A 20,335-nucleotide genomic window follows, 5' to 3' on the forward strand; every position below is an offset into this window, starting at 1 on the left:
GAGCGTAGTCGAAGGACCCTAAACATGGAAAATATAAGATGGATGATGGAATTGACATCGCTTGATCAATTTTTTTCCTAAGAACTTCTGTAATCAGTTAATTAAACCTAAGGGATCGCAGCGAACACAAAGTAAAGCGGAGAGCAGGGCTGTACTAACCGATGAAATACAGAACCCTTATTTTTCAAAATAAAAAAATAGATTTTTACCTGTTTCTACTAGCTATAAACGCTGGTCTTTAGTCTTTCCACTTTAGTCTTTAAGCTTTGGCCTTTAATCTTTCAGCTTTGGTCTTTCTTTCCTATCTTCGCAACAAATTATTTGTATGTTTCCTACCGTTTCACATTTTTTAGAATACTTATTCGGCATTAATTTACCGCTTCCATTTAATACTTTCGGTGTTTTTGTAGCACTGGCGTTTGTTGCTGGATACTGGGCTTTCACCAAAGAGCTTAAGCGTAAGGAAGCATTAGGCATACTCCACCCAATTAAAAAGACAATTGTAGTTGGCAAACCTGCTACAACATCAGAACTGATCATGAATGGCCTTTTCGGCTTTATTATTGGTTATAAGCTGGTTTATGCGTTGTTAAACTACAAACTTTTTGTAAATGATGCACAGTCGATTTTAATGTCGACCAAAGGGAATATAATTGGTGGGTTATTTTTTGCAGGGCTGTTTGCTTATTGGGATTATACCGAAAAGAATAAGCACAAACTTGATAAGCCAAAAGAAACACAGGTAACCATCCACCCATACCAAACCATGAGTAACCTGATTGTTTGGGCGGCTATCTGGGGCTTTTTAGGGGCAAAATTCTTCGATAACCTAGAGTATTGGGATGATTTTGTTCAACACCCTATCGAGCGGTTATTATCGTTTAGTGGTTTAACTTTTTATGGTGGTTTAATTTGTGGTGGTGCAGCGGTATTGATAATTGCTAAAAGGAATGGTATTAAACCGCTCCATATGCTTGATGTAGGCGGGCCGGGAATGATGCTGGCTTATGCTGTAGGTCGTATTGGTTGTCACTTAGCCGGCGATGGCGACTGGGGGATTGTAAATTCAAATCCAAAACCATTCTCTTGGCTTCCAGATTGGTTGTGGTCTTACAAATATCCGAATAATGTGGTGGGAGAAGGAATTCCAATTCCTGGTTGTACCGGTAAGTTTTGCAACGAATTGGCACAGGGGGTGTATCCAACGCCAATTTACGAAGTAATTATATGTTTGATCCTTTTTGCCTTCTTATGGAAGATTAGAGATAAAATAAAAGCGCCCGGTTTAATGTTTGGTATTTACATGATCTTGAACGGTATTGAGCGTTTCTGTATCGAATTAATCCGTGTAAACTCAAAATACCATGTTTTTGGTTTGTCTTTTACCCAGGCAGAAATGATTTCTACCTTTCTTGTTGTTGGTGGCATTGTATTAAGTGCTTATGCTTTAAGAAACAGGAATCAACTGGCTTAAGCTCTATAAGTTCATTTATCATCGAATAGACGCCTCGTTTTACTGTTAAATAGTTATGAATTACGAATTATTGTGTACAAAAGTAATGTCGATTGTAAGGCTTACGGGAAATTTTATCCGTAAAGAAGCGATGCAGTTCGATGTTCAAAAAATAGAATACAAAGGATTAAATGATATGGTTTCTTATGTTGATAAAACAGCAGAGCAGAAACTGGTTCAAAATCTCGAAAAATTAATCCCTGATGCAGGTTTCATAACCGAAGAGAAAACCATTAACCGTACAGGTAAAACCTATACCTGGATAATTGATCCCCTGGATGGTACAACCAATTTTATCCATGGCATTCCAGCTTATGGTATCAGCGTAGCACTTTATGAGGATGGATTACCAGTTATTGGCGTAGTTTACGAATTAAACAGGGGAGAGATGTTTTATTCGTATAAGGGCGGACCTGCCCTTATGAATAAGAAAGAAATTAAAGTTTCTATTAATCCTGATCTAAAATCGAGTTTATTGGCAACGGGTTTTCCCTATTATGAATTTGATAAACAGCCCCAGTACTTAAAATTATTAACCGAAATGATGCAGAAAAGCCACGGTGTGCGCAGAATTGGTGCGGCAGCAATAGATCTGGTATATACAGCCTGTGGGCGTTTCGATGCTTTTTTTGAATACAATCTGCAACAATGGGATTTTGCAGCCGGATGCTTTATTGTGCAGCAGGCGGGAGGAGAAGTTTATGATTTCTCAGGGGGTAGCGATTACTTTGAGAAAAGAGAGATATTGGCTACCAATGGCAAACTTACTGCTGAGATGTTAACTGCTATTAAGCAGTATTTTTAATAGAAATGTCGTCTTCCTGTCCCAAAGCTTAGGGATGAGGGGTCTTTCATTGAAGATAAGGTTGTATCATAAAGGCGATTTCGCTTCAGGTGATGTCATGTTGAGCTTGTCGAAACACCGTAAAAAGTATTTAAGCAGGTCCTTCGGGAAGCTCAGGATGACAAATCTATATTTAAGATACAGCTACATGACACAACAAAAAAAGGTCCCGATTCTCATCGGGACCTTTTCACTATATATACTATGAAAAATGCACAATTTTAAAGCGCTTCAGAAACTACTTCTGTAACTTCCGGCACCATTCTCTGTAATAAGTTTTGGATACCAGATTTAAGCGTAATGGTAGACGATGGGCAACCGCTGCAAGAACCACGTAATTCTACCGTAACCACACCTTCATCGAAAGATTTGTATGTAATTGCACCACCATCCTGTTCAACAGCTGGGCGTACATAATCGTGCAAAATCTGCTGAATTTTAATTTCAGTTTCTGTGCCCTCAAAAGCAGGGGCTTCTTCAGTAGTTGCTTCTTTAATTTTTATTTCAGATTCTACAGCTCCCTTAACAAATTCTTTTAAAATAGCTTCAATATCAGTCCATTCAGCATCATCTGTTTTGGTAATGGTAACAAAATTGCTAGCGAAAAAAACGCCAGAAACAAAGTTGAACTTAAATAACTCTTTAGCAAAAGGCGAATGTTCTGCACTCTCTTTAGTTGCAAAATCCTCACTGCCATTTATTAACAGCTTGTTTACCATGAATTTCATGGTTGCCGGATTTGGAGTCTGTTCTGTATATACGTTAATCGTCATGTCTTAATCAATTTGAATAAACAAAATTAACAATTACTCACTAATAAAACCTTTGTTAGCTGTCTGCTTAACGTCAATTTAATTTGACTAGAAAACGCCAGTATAATTAAAAGGTGTAATCGTTCTTAATTGCACTTTAACAGCTTCTGCAACTGCTAAGCCTTCAATAAACGCCGCAATACTTGCTGCATTGATTTTTGAATTTGTTCTGGTTAATTCTTTTAAGGCTTCGTAAGGGTTAGGGTAATTTTCTCTTCTTAAAACTGTTTGAATAGCCTCGGCAACAACTGCCCAGTTTTCGTCTAAATCGGCATGTAAAGCAGTTTCATTTAATAAAATCTTGTTTAATCCGCGTAGCGTAGAATTTATAGCTATTAAGGTGTGTCCAAAAGGAACGCCTACATTCCTTAGAACAGTAGAGTCGGTTAAGTCTCTCTGTAAGCGTGAGATTGGTAATTTAGCAGCGAAAAACTCGAATAAAGCATTAGCAATCCCTGCATTTCCTTCAGCGTTTTCGAAATCGATTGGGTTAACCTTATGTGGCATAGCCGACGAACCAATCTCTCCGGCTTTGATTTTCTGTTTAAAATAATTTTTAGAAATATATGTCCAGATATCTCTGTCCAAATCTATAATAATGTTGTTTATGCGTTTTAAAGCATCACACTGGGCTGCAAATTGATCGTAATGTTCAATTTGTGTAGTATGTTGTGCACGTGTCAATCCCAAAGTCTCGTTAACAAACTGGTTAGAAAAATTAACCCAGTTTACTCCAGGGTAAGCAATATGGTGTGCGTTGAAGTTTCCGGTGGCGCCACCAAATTTTGCGCTATTTGGGATATTTTTTAAATTTTCTACCTGAATAGCCAGGCGCTCAGCAAAAACCAAAAATTCTTTGCCTAATTTTGTGGGAGAGGCTGGCTGGCCATGAGTATGTGCCAACATCGGAATATCTTTCCACTCTGTAGCCAAAGCATTTATTTTTTCAATCAGCGCATTAATTGCAGGATAATAACTTTCATTCAATGCTAATTTAATAGAATAAGGAATGGCAGTATTATTAATGTCCTGAGAGGTTAAGCCGAAGTGGATAAACTCTTTATAGTGTTGAAGCGATAGCGCATCGAATTTACTTTTAATAAAATATTCAACAGCTTTAACATCGTGGTTAGTTACTTTTTCGGTTTCCTTAATTTCTAAGGCATCAACTTCTGAGAAGTTTTCGTGGATTTTGCGTAATTGAGCATAAAGATTTTTATCAAAATTTTCTAAGCCAGGCAAGTTGATTTCGCAAAGTGCGATAAAATATTCGATTTCTACAAAAACACGGTATTTGATTAAGGCTTCTTCAGAAAAGTAAGCAGCTAAACTTTCGGTTGTTTTTCTGTAACGGCCATCAACTGGTGAAATAGCTTGTAGTGATGTTAAATTCATTATGCGGATTATATTTTTGCCGCAAATTTACTACAATTGATGGATTTTAAGGTCTTGATCTCTATAAATTAATGCAAAATAAAAAAGGCCTTAGAATTTCCAAGGCCTTTTTGCAGTAATAGCTAAAACTATTTTTTAGTTGTGTCTTTTACTGTAGTGTCTTTAACGGTTGTATCTTTAACTGTAGTATCTTTTACAGTAGTATCTACAACTGTAGAATCAACTTTAGATGAATCAGTTGCACCATCTTTTTTTTCTGATTTACAAGCAACAACGGATAGGGATAAAGCTAGAGCTAAAAAGCCCATTTTGAATGCATTTTTCATTTTTTTTTTTTTTTTAAATTTGTTTGGTTCTAAAAATTAATTAATTACTAATTTATACAAAAAAGCTAAAAAAGTAACCCTATTTTCTTAAATAAAAAAGGTCGCGATGTAAAAACGCGACCTTTTTTGTGTTATTTAGTGAAAATAACTAGTGTTTCACTTCTTCTTTTGTAGTAGTAGCTTTAACTGTGGTGTCTTTTACAGTAGAATCTTTAACTGTAGTGTCAACAGCAGTTGTATCAGTGATAATAGTTGATGAATCTGTAACTGTTGTATCGGCACCATCAGCTTTTTTACCTGATTCGCCGCAAGCAGCAACTGTTAACGATAGAGCTAGGGCTAAAAAGCCTAATTTGAATGCATTTTTCATTTTGATATTTGTTTTAGGGTTAAATCTACTGTTAATACCTAAAATGTTGAAAGGTAACCCGTTTATTCTGATAAAATAAAAAAGCCTTTGAGAATTCATTTCTCAAAGGCTTTTTTTATAAGTAAGTTAGACTAGTGTTTAACTTCAGTTTTTTCTGTAGTAGTTTTTACAGTAGTATCTTTTACTGTAGAATCTTTAACTGTAGTATCTTTTTTAGTAGTGTCAGTAATTACAGTTGAAGAATCAGTAGCTGTAGTATCAGCACCTTCTGCTTTTTTTTCTGAGTTACAAGCAACAACTGATAAAGATAAAGCTAAAGCTAAAAAGCCTAATTTGAATGCATTTTTCATTTTTGAGTATTTTTTAAGTAATTAATTAATTTATCCTTAATACCGGTAAATAAAAAAGGTAACCCAAATAAATTAAAAAAAATAAAAAAGGCTCCTAATGTTAAATCAGGAGCCTTTTTTTATGAGTAAAGTTAGACTAGTGTTTAACTTCTTCTGTAGTTGTAGTGGTTTTTACAGTAGTATCTTTTACAGTAGAATCTTTAACTGTAGTATCTTTTGCAGTAGTATCAGTAACGATAGTAGAAGAATCAGTTAAAGTTGTATCAGCACCTTCAGCTTTTTTCTCTGAGTTACAAGCAACAACTGATAAAGATAAAGCTAAAGCTAAAAAGCCTAATTTGAATGCATTTTTCATTTTTGAATTTTTTTAAGTAATTAATTTCTTATTAATGCCGCAAAGGTAAAAAGGTAACCCGAAAATTTACAAAAAAGTTAAAATATTTTTTTTCTGAGTTTGGGTTACCGTTGGCTTTAAGTTTGTATTAAGCAATTATAGTAGCTATAAATATTTTTTTGTCTAATATTGGGTTACTATTTATAGAAAAATGTATTAACTAGTGAATAACAGTTTAAAGAGTTCAGTTCCAACAGATAGAGAGGTTATTTTAGGTATCCTAAATAACTCAGAAGATACACTTAACAAGTTATACAAGGCTTATTATGCAATGGTTTTGCAATTTATCCTGAATAATAACGGTGATGAAGATGATGCAAAAGATGTTTATCAGGAAGGCATAATCATTTTGTATAATAAAATTAAGGCGGGTAATTTTGAGCTCAGCAGCAAACTGAAGACCTATATTTATTCGGTTTGCCGGCGCATTTGGCTAAAGAAACTTAACCTAAACAGTAAAAAAGCTGGTAATATTACTGATTATGAAGATGTATTTGCTGTTGAAGAAGATGTGGAACACCACGAGGAGAAAGATGCTGCTTTTGTAAAAATGCAATCGGCACTTGATCACCTGGGCGAACCTTGTAAAACCATTATTCAGGATTTTTATATCCACAATTTATCCATGCAGGATATTTGCGAAAAGTTTGGTTATACCAATACCGATAATGCAAAAACGCAGAAATATAAATGCCTGCAAAGGTTAAAGAAAATATTTTTTCAACCATAATTTGAAATGAGAAACGATTTGGAGTTAGATGCAATTATTGAAGATTACCTTTTAGGTAAACTTAATGCACAGGAAACTGAAGCTTTTGAACAGTTACGTCGTAATGATGCCACAGTAGATCATAAAGTAGTTTCGCATAAGTTCTTTTTAGAATCTATGGGAACATTTGCTGAGCAGTTGCGCTTAAAAGAACAGTTAAATCATATTCATTCAGAAATTGATGTGGAGGGTTTGGCTGATGCGCTTAGACCTCATCCATCAAAAATTGTCCAGCTTTGGAGAAAAAATAAATCAGTTGTTGCTGTAGCTGCCTCTTTTATTGTATTATCATTGGTATCAATTTATTCTATTCAACATAATAGTAAGCAGGAAGCTAATTACGAAAAAATGAGTAGGGAGTTATCGCGGGTAAAACAGTCTCAGAATAATCTTGTACTTGATATTAAGGCTAATACACAACATAATTCACCTAAAAAGGCTAATCCTGGTAATTTTGGCGGAACTGGGTTTGCTGTTTCAACAAATGGATATATATTAACCAATCTTCACGTTGTAAACGGTGCAGATTCCCTTTATGTGCAAAACAGTAAAGGAGAATCTTTCAAAGTAAAATCAGTGTACACTGATCCGCAAAACGATATTGCAATTCTTAAAATAAGTGATAAACATTTTAATGGCTTATCTACAATTCCTTATACAATTAAAAAGAGTATTAGTAACATTGGCGAAAACGTATACACCTTGGGTTATCCTAAAGATGACATTGTGCTGGGAGAAGGTTCTGTAAGCTCAAGGAGTGGATTTATTGGTGATACTACCCAATATCAGGTTTCGATTCTGGTTAACCCTGGAAATAGTGGAGGGCCGCTTTTAGATAATAATGGTAATTTGGTTGGTATTATTAGTGGCAAACAAGATCAGACTGAGGGTGCGGCTTTTGCCATTAAATCAAAATATATTTTAGAAGCCATGAGAGCGATTCCGCAAGATTCATTGGGTGTAAATAGATTAGGTATAAATAAGAAAAGTTTATTGGCCGGTTTAAAACGGACCAAACAGATTGAAAAACTAGAAGATTATGTTTTCATGATCAAAGTTTATTAAAACGCAACACCCCAAACAAATTAATATTCTTAAACCCTGAAGATTGGTTCTTCAGGGTTTTTTTATTGGAATTGTAATTTGGAGGTCTTAAATTAATATTAAATCTATGTATTTACTATACTATTGTTTAGATTTGTTTTAGTCAAATTTAAATTAATAATATCATGAGTATAAGATTAGGCGATACCGCACCGAATTTCAAGGCCAACACATCCATTGGCGAAATAGATTTTTACGATTATTTAGGCGATAGCTGGGGAGTGTTATTTTCTCATCCTGCCGATTATACCCCTGTTTGTACCACAGAACTAGGTAGAACTGCAGCTTTAAAAGGTGAATTTGAAAAAAGAAACGTTAAAGTTTTAGCCCTAAGTGTTGATTCTGCTGAATCGCATAAAGGATGGATTAATGATATTAACGAAACTCAAAATACTTCGGTTGAATTCCCGATTATTGCCGATCCTGATAAAACTGTAGCAAACCTATACGATATGATCCACCCAAATGCTTCAGAAACTTTAACAGTGCGATCATTGTTCGTAATCAGTCCCGATAAGAAAGTGAAATTAATCATTACTTATCCAGCATCAACAGGAAGAAACTTTAATGAAGTGTTACGTGTGATTGATTCTTTACAGCTTACGGCCAATTATAGCGTGGCTACACCTGCCGATTGGAAAGATGGAGAAGATGTAATTGTGGTAAACAGCATTAAAACGGAAGACATTCCAGCTAAATTTCCTAAGGGACACAAAGTAATTAAACCATATTTACGCACTACGCCACAGCCAAATAAATAATTTGAAAATTTTATTTAATAACGCAACATTCTTGTTGAACGGACAGAAATAGGTTGCATTATATTGGTAAATTATTATATTTGGTAGTTTTGTTTCAATATTAGCGCTTAAACTGGTTGTTTTATTCATATTAATACTCAATTGGTTAAATGAAATGCTGATCAAGGCGTAAAAGTTTATTTATTTTATACAATTTTTTATTTTTTTTATGGCAACCGGAAAAGTTAAATGGTTTAACACTCAAAAAGGCTTTGGATTTATTGTGCAAGAAGACAATAAAGACTTATTTGTACATTTTAAAGATGTTTTAGGTGGAATCGAAAGCTTGAAAGAAAACGACACAGTAGAATTTGAAGTAGCTGAAGGCAGAAAAGGTTTACAGGCAGTAAACGTTAAGAAAGTTTAAGCAATAATATAACGATTATTTCTTCATCCCTACAAAAAGCCTTTCGATTGAGAGGCTTTTTGTATTAAACGTCTTGTCTGGACGAAATCGTCATCTCGACTGAAGCATAGCGGAACGGAGAAATCTATAAAGTAGTTACTCTATTATAGATTTCTCCTCCAAAGGAGTTCCTTTAGAACACTGCGGTCGAAATGACGATCTCACGATAAGGTGTATATCGTGTAAGTGAAAAGTAGTAATTCATAGGTCGCAAATTCTTCTCTACGCTCAGAATGACAATCTAATAGTATTGAATAATTGAGGCTTTAATAACGATGTTTTCTCCGTTGCCCACCTTGGTAAAAATTAAAAACTGATTTTGATCTGCTTTGATTTTATATTTTTTGACTAAATCTTCAGGCTTTGCCGGATAGTTCCGAACAATTACATTTCCTTTTAAATTTCCTTGTTTTTTAAGTGTTGCGGTACTGAGTATGGCTTCAATTTTAAAAATTCTGCCTGGGAAATCTTTATTTACAGTTACTGAGCTAAACAGCTGTGTTTGAGGATGTAGTTTTAAAAGATTGTAAGTTGTACCAATTAAATTAAAAGCACCTGATTTTAATAAAGCAGCATCTGGCTCGTACAAGTAATCGCCAGTGTTTAAATTGTCAATAAACTGAATTGAACCATTTGAAGATGATCTGTAAAAGGAAAAATCTTTTTCAATCTCGTTATTTAAGGTTACAGCTATAATTTTTGTGTCACCATTGTAACCTTTATCAATGATCCATAAGAGCTCTTTGCATTCGTTTTTTACACTCACAATATGGATCTCGCTTACCTGTTTCAATTCTGATAATCCTGCTGAAATATCAAGTAAAGGAGCAGTCTTGATGATTATTCTTGAAGATTTTTCTAATAAAGCATCCAGGTTGCTCGCTATGTCGGGTGTACAGTCTTTTAGCATAAAGACTTTGCCTTTTTCGGCTCGTCGGGCTGGATCTACATAAATGGTATCAAATGATGTATCGCTAGCCATGACATAAGTAATGCCATCTTCGGCTTTAAATTCGATATTTGTCGCGTGTAAAGCCTGCGTATTATGTCGGGCTATAACGGATAGTTCAGGGTTAATTTCGCAATGTGTAACTGCTTTTACATTTTTAGAAAAGTAATAGCTGTCAATCCCGAAACCTCCGGTAATATCAATTAAAGTATTGCCTTTCGCTAGTTTGGATTTGTATTTCGCAGTAATTTCAGAAGAAGTTTGCTCGATGGATAATACAGGGGGATAATAAATATCCCTGGTATTAAACCAGGTTGGTAATTTCTTTTCAGACTTTTTTTTTGCGGTAATTTGTGTGGCCAGTTCGGCTGCTGTAATACCTTCGAAGGGACTTTTTGCTAAAGCAATCTGATTTACATCTGCATTTAAATTTGCGTTGATGTAATCCTGTACGGCTTTGGCTAAAAGTTTATTGTTCATTGTTTAATTTAGCTCGTTGTTATGAGGGGAAGCGATAATGTCAATCTGAGCCTGTCGAAGACCTGCTGATGATCTCAAACAAATAAGATACTTGTCCTTCGACAAGCTCAGGATGACAATATTTTTTAAGTTAATAATATTATGAGTTTAAACTCTATTCTTCATCACCATCTGGCAGGTATGACGGCTCTTAACTTCCAATAAAATATCTTTATCAACCGTTACACGATCAATAGTTTGTTGGTTATAATAGCGGATGGTTACCAGTTCCAGGCCTTTATTGTATTTTACTGTAAATTCTTGAGAAAGGTCTTTGATCAGTTTTTCAATTTGAGTAGGATGATCATCAACGCTTACCGAAAAGCTGATAGCAGAGTTGAGCATCGTATTGATTTTGATCCGGTGTGTATGGAAAAGCTCAAAAATATTGCTCAGATTTTCTTCTATAATAAAAGAATAATCTTTTGGGAAAATAGAAATCAAGGCCTGGTTTACCTTAAAAATAAAAGAGGGGATAGGCAATGGATTATTTTCTTTGGTAATTGCTGTTCCTGAGCCTTCTGGTTGGATAAATGATCTTACAAAAAGCGGAATCCCTTTATTTTGAAGTGGTTTTATTGTTTTTGGGTGTATTACAGTTGCACCATAATAAGTAAGCTCTATTGCATCGTGATAAGAAAGCTGGGCAATTTTTTCTGTTTCATCAAACCATTTTGGATCTGCATTTAATACCCCAGGAACATCCTTCCAGATGGTTAGTGCAGCAGCATCTAAACAGGAAGCAAATATGGCTGCCGAATAATCAGAACCTTCCCGGCCTAAAGTTGTGGTGTAGTTTTCGCTTGTACCGCCAATAAATCCCTGTGTTACGATAATGTTGTCGGTTAAGAGTGGTAATAAGTCCTTTTGTATAATCTGATTGGTTTTTACCCAATCTACTTTTCCTTCACGGTAGGTATTGTCGGTCTGGATATAATTCCGTGCATCTACCCAAAGGGCTTTATTACCTGTTTCATTTAACCAGGCAGCCACAATTTTTGTTGAAACCACTTCGCCGATAGATACAATCTGGTCGTAAATGTAATCAGCGTTGTTATCTGGTTCGTCTTCAATCAGCCAGTCAATTTCGACAAATGTGTTGGCTACATCATCATAAACCGGATTGGCTTTGCCTTGAAACAGCTCGTCTATAATGCTGAAATGGAAATGTTTAATCTCATCAAAAATTGCATGCGCTTCATCACTTTGTGATAAGAATGCCTGCGTTAATTTTTCCAGTTTATCAGTAATCTTACCCATCGCCGAAATTACAATCAGCAAGTTTCCTTTTTTGTAATCGCGGACAATATTGGCTAGATTTTTTACTCCATCTGCATCTTTTACCGAGGCACCGCCAAACTTAAAAATATCCATATTAAAATGCCTTGATTTGTTCTTTAGAGAAAGCCGCGTTTAACCAGCCACTTTCTAAATGTGCTTTATATTTATTGTAAAAGTTTATTGCAGGTTCGTTCCAGTCTAATACTTGCCAAACCATGCCGCTATAGTTGCCATTTTTAGCTTCTTCTATCACTTTTTCGAATAATACTTTACCCAGGCCTTTTCCTCTAAATTCTTCTGTTACGATAAAATCTTCAAGATATAACCTGCATCCTTTCCATGTAGAGTAGCGTGTATAGTATAATGCGAAGCCCACTATTGTGTTATTTACTTCGGCTACGTAAGCTTTCCATATCGGGTTTTTGCCAAAACCAGCATCGATAAAGTGATCTAAAGTAACCGTTACTTCTTCAGGGGCACGTTCATAAATGGCCAGCTCATTAATTAATTCCAATATTCTTGGGCAGTCTTCTGCAGTTGCAAATCTGATGTTAAAATCCATATTAGTTGGTCGTAATATCGTTTTTGAAATGTTTGATCACCCTTTTTCCGAAAATACTGCTACCAATGCGTACCATTGTACTTCCTTCTTCAATTGCAATTTTATAATCTGCGCTCATTCCGGTCGATATTTCCTTAAAAGCATCATCTTTACGGAAAAAGCTTACTTTAATGCCATCAAAAAATACTTTTAGTTCGTGAAACTCGGTCGCAATCTGTTTTTCGTTCTTGGTATTTGTGGCAATCCCCATTAAACCTACTATACGGATATTTTTCAATTCGGCTAACTCTTCAGCCCGCAATAATTCGATTACTTCATCAAAACCAAGTCCGAATTTAGTGTCCTCATCAGCAATGTAAACCTGTAATAAACAATTAATTACACGTTTGTTTTTTGCCGCTTGTTTATTTATTTCCTGTAGCAGTTTCAAACTGTCTACCCCGTGTATAAGTTTAACAAAAGGGGCAATGTATTTTACTTTATTGCTTTGTAAATGGCCAATAAGATGCCATTCTATATCATTTGGAAGTTGCGCCTGTTTGTCTACCATTTCCTGTACGTGGTTTTCTCCAAAAATGCGCTGTCCGGCGTTGTATGCTTCTAAAATTGATTCTATTGGCTGTGTTTTTGAAACTGCAATTAGTTTAATCCCGTCTGATTCAACTTCGCTTTTATATTGTTTAAGATTATCAGCTATGCTCATTTATAACTATTTTTGGTAAAATTAATAACCTTGCCGCAATTTGGGCAAAAAATAATATTTAAATTAAGCATGAAGAGATTAATATGGGTTTTAATGACAGCTATATTATGGTTTGGTTGCAAACCTGGCATTCCTGATGGCATTATTAAACCTGATAAAATGGAAAAGATTTTATATGATATGCACATTGTTGATGGTTACCTTTCAAGCATTTATGTAGTAGATTCGGCAAAGAAGGTGGCTGCAGCTTATTATAAAGGAATTTATAAAAAATTTGGTACAGATTCTGCCGAATATAACAGGAGCTTAATTTGGTATAACACCAACCCCAAGGAGTTAGAAGCGATGTATAAAAACATACAAAAGTCTTTAACCAAACAAAAAAAAGCAACAGCGTTAGCCGATTTGATGATCAAGAAAAAGGCGTTTAAAGCCGACTCGCTGGTAATAGCAAAGAAATTTAAGGCCGATTCTCTTGCGATCAGAAAAAAAATGAAACCAGATTCTTTATCGAAGGTTAAAGCAGTTGCTGAAATTGCAAAGAAAAAAAAACAGGCCGATTCATTAATTAATATAAAAAAAGCTGGCCTATCGGAAGTAGTTCCGAGTCCAGCTGTAGTACAATAATATGTTATATCCCGAAAACTGTTTAGAACGTTTAGGTTTTGTTGAGATCAGGCAACTGATTAGCAAGCATTGTTTAAGTCCGATGGGGCAAACAATGGTAGAGAAGATGCAGGTGATGAACCGTTTTGATCAGATTGATAAGTTTTTACGTCAAACAAACGAGTTTAAAAGTATCCTGCAAAATCAGGAACCACTACAGATTAATACCTTTTTTGACATTAAGTCGCTGGTTGAAAAAATCAGGGTAGAAGGCACTTATCTATTAGAAGATGAGTGGTTTCAGGTATATACTTCATTGCATACTGTTTTCTCGGTACTGCGTTTTTTTGAAGAACGTGCAGAAGTATACCCTACACTAGAAGCTTTATTTGAGCATCTTCCGATCGAAAAAACGATCCTTCGTAAGATAGAAACCGTTATAGATGCCAAAGGAAAGATCAAACCCAATGCATCAAAAGAATTGCAGGAAATTACCTCTGCCATTTCGAAAGCGGAGCAAGATGTGCGTAAGCGCATGGATTCAATCTACAAGCAGGCTATTGCCAATAATTGGGTTGCTGATGGGAGTTTAACCATCCGTGATGGTAGAATGTGTATTCCGGTTTTGGCTGAAAACAAGCGTAAACTCAAAGGCTTCGTACACGATGAATCGGCTACAGGACAGACAGTTTATATTGAACCTGAAGAAGTATTTACCTTAAATAATAAGCTGCGCGACTTAGAGTTTGACAAACGCCGTGAAATTATTAAGATTTTAATTGCCTTAACGGACGATCTGCGACCATATTCACCATTATTGCTTTCTTACCATGGTTTCCTTACCAAACTGGATTTTGTTCGTGCAAAGGCTTTATTTGCAATGGATATCGAAGCTGAAATGCCAGGTTTGTTAAAAGAGCCTAAAACCAAACTGATTAATGCAAGGCACCCTTTGTTATCGATCTCATTTGCCGCCGAAAAGAAAACGGTTACGCCTTTAAATATCCATATAGATGCCGAAACCCGAGTGGTATTGGTATCAGGGCCAAATGCAGGCGGTAAATCGGTTTGTATGAAAACTGTTGGTCTTTTGCAGATTATGTTGCAAACAGGTTTGTTGATTCCGGTTGATGCGAATAGTGAAGTGGGGATTTTTGAAAATATTTTTGCCGATATCGGCGATGATCAATCAATAGAAAGTGATTTGAGTACCTATAGCGCACACCTGAAAAAGATGCGCTATTTTGTAGAACACGCTTCGCCAAAAACAATGGTGCTGATTGATGAATTTGGTACTGGTACCGACCCGCAGTTTGGGGGACCAATGGCTGAAGCTGTTTTAGAAGTATTGAACAATAAAAAGGTGAGGGGGGTAATTACGACCCACTACTCTAATTTGAAGCTTTTTGCAGGTAATACACCAGGTTTAGAAAATGCATCAATGCTTTTTGATAATGCCAAAATGAAACCGCTCTACATTTTAGAAATGGGTAAACCCGGCAGTTCTTATGCATTCGAAATTGCTCAGAATATTGGTTTACCAAAAGAGGTAATCCAATTGGCTAAAGAAAAAACAGGATCTAACCAGAACCGCGTAGACACCATGCTTGTTGATCTGGAGCGCGAAAAGAAAAATGTTTATGATGCCAAAGTAAGTTTGGCCAATCAGCAGAATAAAGCTAAAAACCTGGTTGCCGAAAATGAGAAGTTAAAAAGCTTTTTAGAGGAGAATAGAAAGGTACTGATTAAAGAGGCGAAACAAGAGGCGCAGAATATTATTAAAAATGCCAATAAACTGGTTGAAAACACCATTGCCGAGATTAAGGAAAAGCAAGCTGATAAGGAAATAACTAAAGAACTCCGCCAGAATTTGCAAAAAGAGCTCGTTAAAAATACTGTTCCTAAAGAGCGCCCTAAACCAGTACAGGTAGTTGTCGGCGGTGAAATTGAAATTGGTGATTTAGTGAAATTTACGGATAGTGAAACCATTGGTCAGGTTTTAGAAATTAACCGCAATGAACTGGTTTTGGCTATTGGCGATTTACGATCGACTGTTAAAAAGAACCGCGTTCAAAAGGTGAGTAACCGTGAAGCTAAAAAAGTAATTCAAAGCAGTGCAAATTCTTTTGCAGGGCGGATGAATGATGCCGTATCGGGCTTTAGGGCCGAACTTGATCTTCGTGGAAAACGAACAGAAGATGCCTTGTTCGAAGTAGAGAAATATTTAGATAAGGCCATTATGCTCGGCTTTCCGTCCATTAAACTGATCCACGGTAAAGGTGATGGTATTTTGCGTAAAATGATTAGAGAATACCTGCGTAAATATAGTCAGGTAAATAGGATGGAAGATGAACATGCTGATAGAGGCGGGGATGGAATCACCTATGTGTATTTGAATTAATCATGGTGCCAGACGTTACCATCTTACACTGTAAATAATATTTTGATAAAATCGCAAGGCTAATTATGCATTAGTTAAAAACGAGCGCAGGCATAAGTATAGCTGTGGTGTTGGATGTTTACTATCTGAAATTCTCGTGTGGGCGTCATTCCCAACTTGATTAGTTGTGATGCAGGATGTTACCATCCGGCACTAAATCATTTTTTGAAAATCTGTCAGATGGTAACATCTGACAGCACTTTAAAAGCTAATTATATAAAGATTTCTCGGCTGCGCTTCGCTCGAAATGACGTCCGCCCAGTAAAACAATAAAACTTTTATAACCGTAACGGTGTTATTTATAAAACGTTACGGTTATGAGGACAATACTACTCTGCTTATTTGTAATGCTATTCGTTACAAATTGCAAAAAGAATGGTGATGATAATGACGATCTAGGTAACTTACCTGATGTAGAATTAAAATCAAAAGTAGTTGTATCCGGATTGAGCCTCCCATGGGAAATGGTTTATGGCCCTGATAATTTCATTTGGTTTACCGAAAAAGCAGGTAAAATTAGTCGTTTAAATCCCACCAACGGACAAGTAACGCCCTTACTTACCATAACCGAAGTGCGTACCAATGGTGAGGGTGGCTTGCTTGGAATGACGCTACATCCCGATTTTAACAGTAATCCTTACGTTTATGTAGTTTATGGCTATGGTAGTACCTATAAAGCCAAAGTTGTACGTTATACTTACGGCGGAGGAAGTTTAACGAGCCCACAGGTTTTATTGGATCAGATTCCTGCTGCTTCAATCCATAACGGTTCACGGTTGCTGATCAGTGGCGGTAAACTTTTTGTCAGCACTGGTGATGCATCTGATACAGGAAATCCTCAAAATGTTAATTCTTTAGCGGGTAAAATTTTAAGGATAAATTTAGATGGATCAATTCCTGCTGATAATCCTTATCCAAATAACCCGGTTTGGTCTTTAGGGCATCGAAATGCACAAGGATTGACCCAGGTGGGCAATAAGATTTTCTCATCAGAACATGGTCCGGATTCTGATGATGAAATTAATATTATTGAAAAGGGAAGAAACTACGGGTGGCCAAATATTAAAGGTTTTTGCAATGAAAGTGGAGAGCAATCGTTTTGCAGTTCGAATAATGTGGCAGAGCCATTAATCAATTGGACGCCAACTATTGCGCCTAGTGGTTTAGCTTATTACAATTCAGATTATATTCCGCAATTTAAAAATTCGTTGCTGCTGGCTGTATTAAAAGGAACTAAATTGATGCAGCTTAAGTTAGACGATGCTCAGACAAAAATTACTGGAACGAAAGATTTTTATGTAAACACTTATGGTAGGATAAGGGCTGTTTGCCAATCGCCGGAAGGGAAAATTTATATCTGTACCAGTAATGGAAGCGATGATAAAATTGTAGAAATTGCGAAGTAGATTAATTATTTTTTCCGTCCGGGGCACTTTTTACAGCGTTTCCCTTTCTTAAATTTCTCACAACATTTTTTGTGCTCAGCCGTACAGCTGAAAATAAAACCCATGCCTTTTTGAAATTCAGGATCGGTGGGTAATATGAATAGACTTTCTTCTCTCTCGTAAATCATTGCAGCACAAAGGTAACAGTTATTTAGATTAATTCCAATTAATTAATATTCCTGGAAGATTTAAAAATTATAAATGCTACAATTTTGAAGGCAATTTGTAATTTAGCGAACTAACCAAAAAATTCATAAGATGATAAATAAAGTGGTATCTGGAGCTGAAGAGGCTATTAAGGATATATCAGATGGTGCTACCCTCATGCTTGGTGGTTTCGGGCTTTGTGGTATTCCAGAAAATTGCATTAATGCTTTGGTAAACAAACAGTTGAAAAATTTAACCTGTATCTCTAATAATGCTGGTGTTGATGATTTCGGTATTGGTTTAATGCTGAAACAACGTCAGGTTAAAAAAATGATTTCTTCGTATGTAGGTGAAAATGCCGAATTTGAAAGACAATTGCTGAGTGGCGAACTTGAGGTAGACCTTATTCCACAAGGTACCTTAGCTACGCGTTGTTTGGCTGCCGGATACGGTATGCCTGCAATTTTTACGCCTGCAGGTGTGGGCACTGAAGTGGCAGAAGGTAAAGAAGTACGCAATTTTGATGGCAAGGATTATTTAATGGAATATGCTTTTGATGCCGATTTCGCTATTGTTAAAGCCTGGAAAGGAGATACCGCTGGAAATTTGATCTTCAGGTCTACCAGCCGGAATTTTAATCCGGTTATGGCCATGGCAGGTAAAATAACCATTGCCGAGGTAGAGGAACTGGTAGAGGCCGGCGAACTGGACCCCGATTATATCCATACACCTGGCATTTATGTTCATCGGATTTTTCAGGGTAAAGATTACGAGAAAAGAATTGAACAACGGACTGTAAGAACAAAATCGTAATGAAGAAAATAATTGCAATTGAAGAAATGGCCATGTTTCTATTGGCAATATTTGCCTTTTCTAAATTGTCATTTCATTGGTGGGTATTTCCGGTACTGCTGCTTGTACCAGACTTAAGTATGTTAGGCTATCTGGCAGGCCCAAAGGTCGGTGCATGGTTTTATAACATAGTTCACCATAAAGCGATAGCAATATTAATTTTCTTGATCGGATTTTACTGTCAGTTACCCGTATTGCAGTTAGCTGGCATCATCTTGTTTGCTCATTCTTGTATGGATAGGGCGCTAGGTTATGGGTTGAAATATAGCGATGCATTTAATCACACACATTTAGGCTTAATAGGAAAAAATAAATAAATGGCATTTTCAAAAGAAGAAATCGCACAGCGTATTGCTAAAGAAATAAAAGACGGATACTATGTTAACCTGGGTATTGGCATACCTACTTTGGTCGCCAATTATATTCCAAAGGGAATTAATGTAGTGTTACAGTCTGAAAACGGTTTATTGGGTATGGGGCCATTTCCTTTCGAAGGAGAGGAAGATGCCGATTTAATTAACGCAGGGAAACAAACCATCACCACTTTGCCAGGATCGTCTATTTTTGATTCGGCCATGAGTTTTGGAATGATCCGTGCACAAAAGGTAGATCTGACTATTCTGGGAGCCATGGAGGTATCAGAAAACGGTGATATTGCCAATTGGAAAATCCCAGGTAAAATGGTAAAGGGAATGGGAGGGGCTATGGACTTAGTAGCATCAGCCAAAAATATTATTGTGGCGATGCAACACATCAATAAAGCGGGAGAAAGTAAATTATTGCCAAAATGTACTCTGCCTTTAACCGGTGTAAAATGCATCAAAAAAATTGTAACTGAATTGGCGGTTTTAGATATTCTGCCTGAAGGTGGTTTTAAACTTTTGGAGCGTGCACCAGGTGTAAGTATCGAATTTATACAACAATCTACAGCGGGGAGATTGGTAGTGGAGGGGGAGATTCAAGAGATGAGACTGGATTAATGTGAAGTGTGGTTTGTGTAGCCTAAGTTTTGATAAGCAAGGCTTCGACTCCGCTTAGCCTGACAAACGTATGATCAAAAAAAGAAGTCAAGCTTTTTTTAAAACTTGACTTCTTTGAAGTTTACTGTATATCTACTAAAATGCTGTTTCTTAAATCGTTGGAGATATCTTCTGTGATGCCGATAATTTCTTCAGGTTCGTTGGTGTTATTCATTATAACCTTATTACATTGTTCGCGATACGGCAATAAATATTCTTTATAGGCTGGTACTACATGGTTGTGCCATTTGTACAATACATCATCTTCAGGGTAACCACGTTCCAAGCCATCGCGTTTAATACGGCGGTCTAAAGCAACCTGTTCATCTGCATCAACAAAAATGGTATGATCCAACAGTTTGGCGATTTCTTTAAAATGAAGGATAAAAAGTCCCTCAACAATAATAATAGGTGCCGATTTAATCTCCAGAATTTTAACAACGGCTAATGGATTATTGAAATTATATTCTTTTTTATAAACAACTTCGCCACTCATTAACTGCTTAATATCCCTTAAAAACTGCTCGCTATCAATGGTAGAAGGAAGGTCGAAATTGTATAGCTTATTTTCTTCCTGTGTCATTTCTCCCGCAGGGATATAATAATCATCTTGCGATACAAGTGTTACTTCATCCTGTTTAAAATGATGAAGAAAGCAGTTTAAGAAAAATGTTTTACCCGATCCGCTACCACCGGCAATACCAATTATAAATGGCTTTTTGTTCAAAC

General features: G+C 36.2%; 23 protein-coding genes. 12 read left to right on the forward strand and 11 right to left on the reverse strand.

Annotated elements, in window-relative coordinates; all coding sequences use genetic code 11:
• The first annotated feature begins 325 nt into the window (after nucleotides 1-325).
• Nucleotides 326-1,474 carry a prolipoprotein diacylglyceryl transferase gene (locus ACN9MR_RS07260; protein ID WP_426328950.1) on the forward strand — a complete coding sequence of 383 codons (1,149 nt, stop codon included), beginning with the start codon at nucleotides 326-328 and terminating at the stop codon, nucleotides 1,472-1,474.
• Between the two features lie 55 nt (nucleotides 1,475-1,529).
• On the forward strand, nucleotides 1,530-2,318 hold the full coding sequence (locus tag ACN9MR_RS07265) for an inositol monophosphatase family protein (RefSeq protein WP_426328951.1): 789 nt from the start codon (nucleotides 1,530-1,532) through the stop codon (nucleotides 2,316-2,318).
• A gap of 260 nt (nucleotides 2,319-2,578) precedes the next feature.
• Here ACN9MR_RS07265 and ACN9MR_RS07270 read toward each other — a convergent pair whose 3' ends face one another.
• The 6 genes from ACN9MR_RS07270 to ACN9MR_RS07295 form a co-directional block, all read right to left on the reverse strand.
• Nucleotides 2,579-3,130: a NifU family protein gene (locus ACN9MR_RS07270; RefSeq protein WP_426328952.1), complete on the reverse strand. Its 552-nt coding sequence runs from the start codon at nucleotides 3,128-3,130 to the stop codon at nucleotides 2,579-2,581.
• A gap of 87 nt (nucleotides 3,131-3,217) precedes the next feature.
• Nucleotides 3,218-4,564, reverse strand: coding sequence for an adenylosuccinate lyase (gene purB, locus ACN9MR_RS07275; protein ID WP_426328953.1), 1,347 nt, complete (start codon nucleotides 4,562-4,564; stop codon nucleotides 3,218-3,220).
• Nucleotides 4,565-4,692: 128 nt separating this feature from the next.
• Nucleotides 4,693-4,890 carry a hypothetical protein gene (locus ACN9MR_RS07280; protein ID WP_116251791.1) on the reverse strand — a complete coding sequence of 66 codons (198 nt, stop codon included), beginning with the start codon at nucleotides 4,888-4,890 and terminating at the stop codon, nucleotides 4,693-4,695.
• A gap of 148 nt (nucleotides 4,891-5,038) precedes the next feature.
• Nucleotides 5,039-5,260 (reverse strand): hypothetical protein, encoded by a 222-nt coding sequence (locus ACN9MR_RS07285; RefSeq protein WP_426328954.1) that lies wholly within the window; start codon nucleotides 5,258-5,260, stop codon nucleotides 5,039-5,041.
• Between the two features lie 131 nt (nucleotides 5,261-5,391).
• Nucleotides 5,392-5,610, reverse strand: a complete 219-nt coding sequence (locus tag ACN9MR_RS07290) for a hypothetical protein (RefSeq protein WP_116251789.1) — start codon at nucleotides 5,608-5,610, stop codon at nucleotides 5,392-5,394.
• A 136-nt stretch (nucleotides 5,611-5,746) separates the two neighbouring features.
• A complete protein-coding gene (locus ACN9MR_RS07295; protein WP_057934272.1) occupies nucleotides 5,747-5,965 on the reverse strand; it encodes a hypothetical protein in 219 nt (72 codons plus the stop codon).
• Between the two features lie 202 nt (nucleotides 5,966-6,167).
• On the opposite strand from ACN9MR_RS07295, the gene ACN9MR_RS07300 reads away from it, so the two are divergent.
• From ACN9MR_RS07300 to ACN9MR_RS07315, 4 genes are all read left to right on the forward strand, one after another.
• Entirely contained in the window at nucleotides 6,168-6,734 is a 567-nt protein-coding gene (locus tag ACN9MR_RS07300) for an RNA polymerase sigma factor (protein WP_426328955.1), read from the forward strand.
• A gap of 6 nt (nucleotides 6,735-6,740) precedes the next feature.
• Nucleotides 6,741-7,838, forward strand: coding sequence for a trypsin-like peptidase domain-containing protein (locus ACN9MR_RS07305; protein ID WP_426328956.1), 1,098 nt, complete (start codon nucleotides 6,741-6,743; stop codon nucleotides 7,836-7,838).
• Nucleotides 7,839-8,002: 164 nt separating this feature from the next.
• Complete coding sequence (locus ACN9MR_RS07310) at nucleotides 8,003-8,638, forward strand: peroxiredoxin (protein ID WP_426328957.1); 636 nt, start codon at nucleotides 8,003-8,005, stop codon at nucleotides 8,636-8,638.
• 208 nt (nucleotides 8,639-8,846) lie between these two features.
• On the forward strand, nucleotides 8,847-9,044 hold the full coding sequence (locus tag ACN9MR_RS07315) for a cold-shock protein (RefSeq protein ID WP_029276380.1): 198 nt from the start codon (nucleotides 8,847-8,849) through the stop codon (nucleotides 9,042-9,044).
• A 280-nt stretch (nucleotides 9,045-9,324) separates the two neighbouring features.
• On the opposite strand, the gene ACN9MR_RS07320 is transcribed toward ACN9MR_RS07315, so the two are convergent.
• The 4 genes from ACN9MR_RS07320 to ACN9MR_RS07335 form a co-directional block, all read right to left on the reverse strand.
• Nucleotides 9,325-10,512: a class I SAM-dependent methyltransferase gene (locus ACN9MR_RS07320; protein ID WP_426328959.1), complete on the reverse strand. Its 1,188-nt coding sequence runs from the start codon at nucleotides 10,510-10,512 to the stop codon at nucleotides 9,325-9,327.
• Between the two features lie 147 nt (nucleotides 10,513-10,659).
• Complete coding sequence (locus ACN9MR_RS07325) at nucleotides 10,660-11,925, reverse strand: aspartate kinase (RefSeq protein WP_426328960.1); 1,266 nt, start codon at nucleotides 11,923-11,925, stop codon at nucleotides 10,660-10,662.
• A 1-nt stretch (nucleotide 11,926) separates the two neighbouring features.
• A complete protein-coding gene (locus ACN9MR_RS07330; RefSeq protein WP_426328961.1) occupies nucleotides 11,927-12,394 on the reverse strand; it encodes a GNAT family N-acetyltransferase in 468 nt (155 codons plus the stop codon).
• 1 nt (nucleotide 12,395) lies between these two features.
• Entirely contained in the window at nucleotides 12,396-13,097 is a 702-nt protein-coding gene (locus ACN9MR_RS07335) for a YggS family pyridoxal phosphate-dependent enzyme (protein ID WP_426328962.1), read from the reverse strand.
• A 69-nt stretch (nucleotides 13,098-13,166) separates the two neighbouring features.
• Here ACN9MR_RS07335 and ACN9MR_RS07340 point away from each other — a divergent pair, with 69 nt between their 5' ends.
• The 6 genes from ACN9MR_RS07340 to ACN9MR_RS07365 all read left to right on the forward strand — a co-directional run bounded on the left by ACN9MR_RS07340 (nucleotide 13,167) and on the right by ACN9MR_RS07365 (nucleotide 19,567).
• A complete protein-coding gene (locus tag ACN9MR_RS07340; RefSeq protein WP_426328963.1) occupies nucleotides 13,167-13,724 on the forward strand; it encodes a DUF4296 domain-containing protein in 558 nt (185 codons plus the stop codon).
• A 1-nt stretch (nucleotide 13,725) separates the two neighbouring features.
• On the forward strand, nucleotides 13,726-16,104 hold the full coding sequence (locus ACN9MR_RS07345; protein WP_426328964.1) for an endonuclease MutS2: 2,379 nt from the start codon (nucleotides 13,726-13,728) through the stop codon (nucleotides 16,102-16,104).
• Between the two features lie 356 nt (nucleotides 16,105-16,460).
• On the forward strand, nucleotides 16,461-17,549 hold the full coding sequence (locus ACN9MR_RS07350) for a PQQ-dependent sugar dehydrogenase (protein WP_426328965.1): 1,089 nt from the start codon (nucleotides 16,461-16,463) through the stop codon (nucleotides 17,547-17,549).
• Nucleotides 17,550-17,846: 297 nt separating this feature from the next.
• Nucleotides 17,847-18,548, forward strand: a complete 702-nt coding sequence (locus ACN9MR_RS07355) for a CoA transferase subunit A (RefSeq protein WP_426328966.1) — start codon at nucleotides 17,847-17,849, stop codon at nucleotides 18,546-18,548.
• Nucleotides 18,548-18,904, forward strand: a complete 357-nt coding sequence (locus tag ACN9MR_RS07360) for a DUF4260 domain-containing protein (RefSeq protein WP_426328968.1) — start codon at nucleotides 18,548-18,550, stop codon at nucleotides 18,902-18,904. The genes ACN9MR_RS07355 and ACN9MR_RS07360 overlap by 1 nt, the downstream gene beginning before the upstream one ends.
• Nucleotides 18,905-19,567, forward strand: a complete 663-nt coding sequence (locus tag ACN9MR_RS07365; RefSeq protein ID WP_426328969.1) for a CoA transferase subunit B — start codon at nucleotides 18,905-18,907, stop codon at nucleotides 19,565-19,567.
• A gap of 121 nt (nucleotides 19,568-19,688) precedes the next feature.
• Here ACN9MR_RS07365 and ACN9MR_RS07370 read toward each other — a convergent pair whose 3' ends face one another.
• Nucleotides 19,689-20,333, reverse strand: a complete 645-nt coding sequence (locus ACN9MR_RS07370; RefSeq protein ID WP_426330218.1) for a uridine kinase family protein — start codon at nucleotides 20,331-20,333, stop codon at nucleotides 19,689-19,691.
• Nucleotides 20,334-20,335 lie beyond the last annotated feature (2 nt).

The sequence above is a fragment of the Pedobacter sp. R-06 genome, from assembly GCF_049913135.1.
Lineage (GTDB): Bacteria > Bacteroidota > Bacteroidia > Sphingobacteriales > Sphingobacteriaceae > Pedobacter.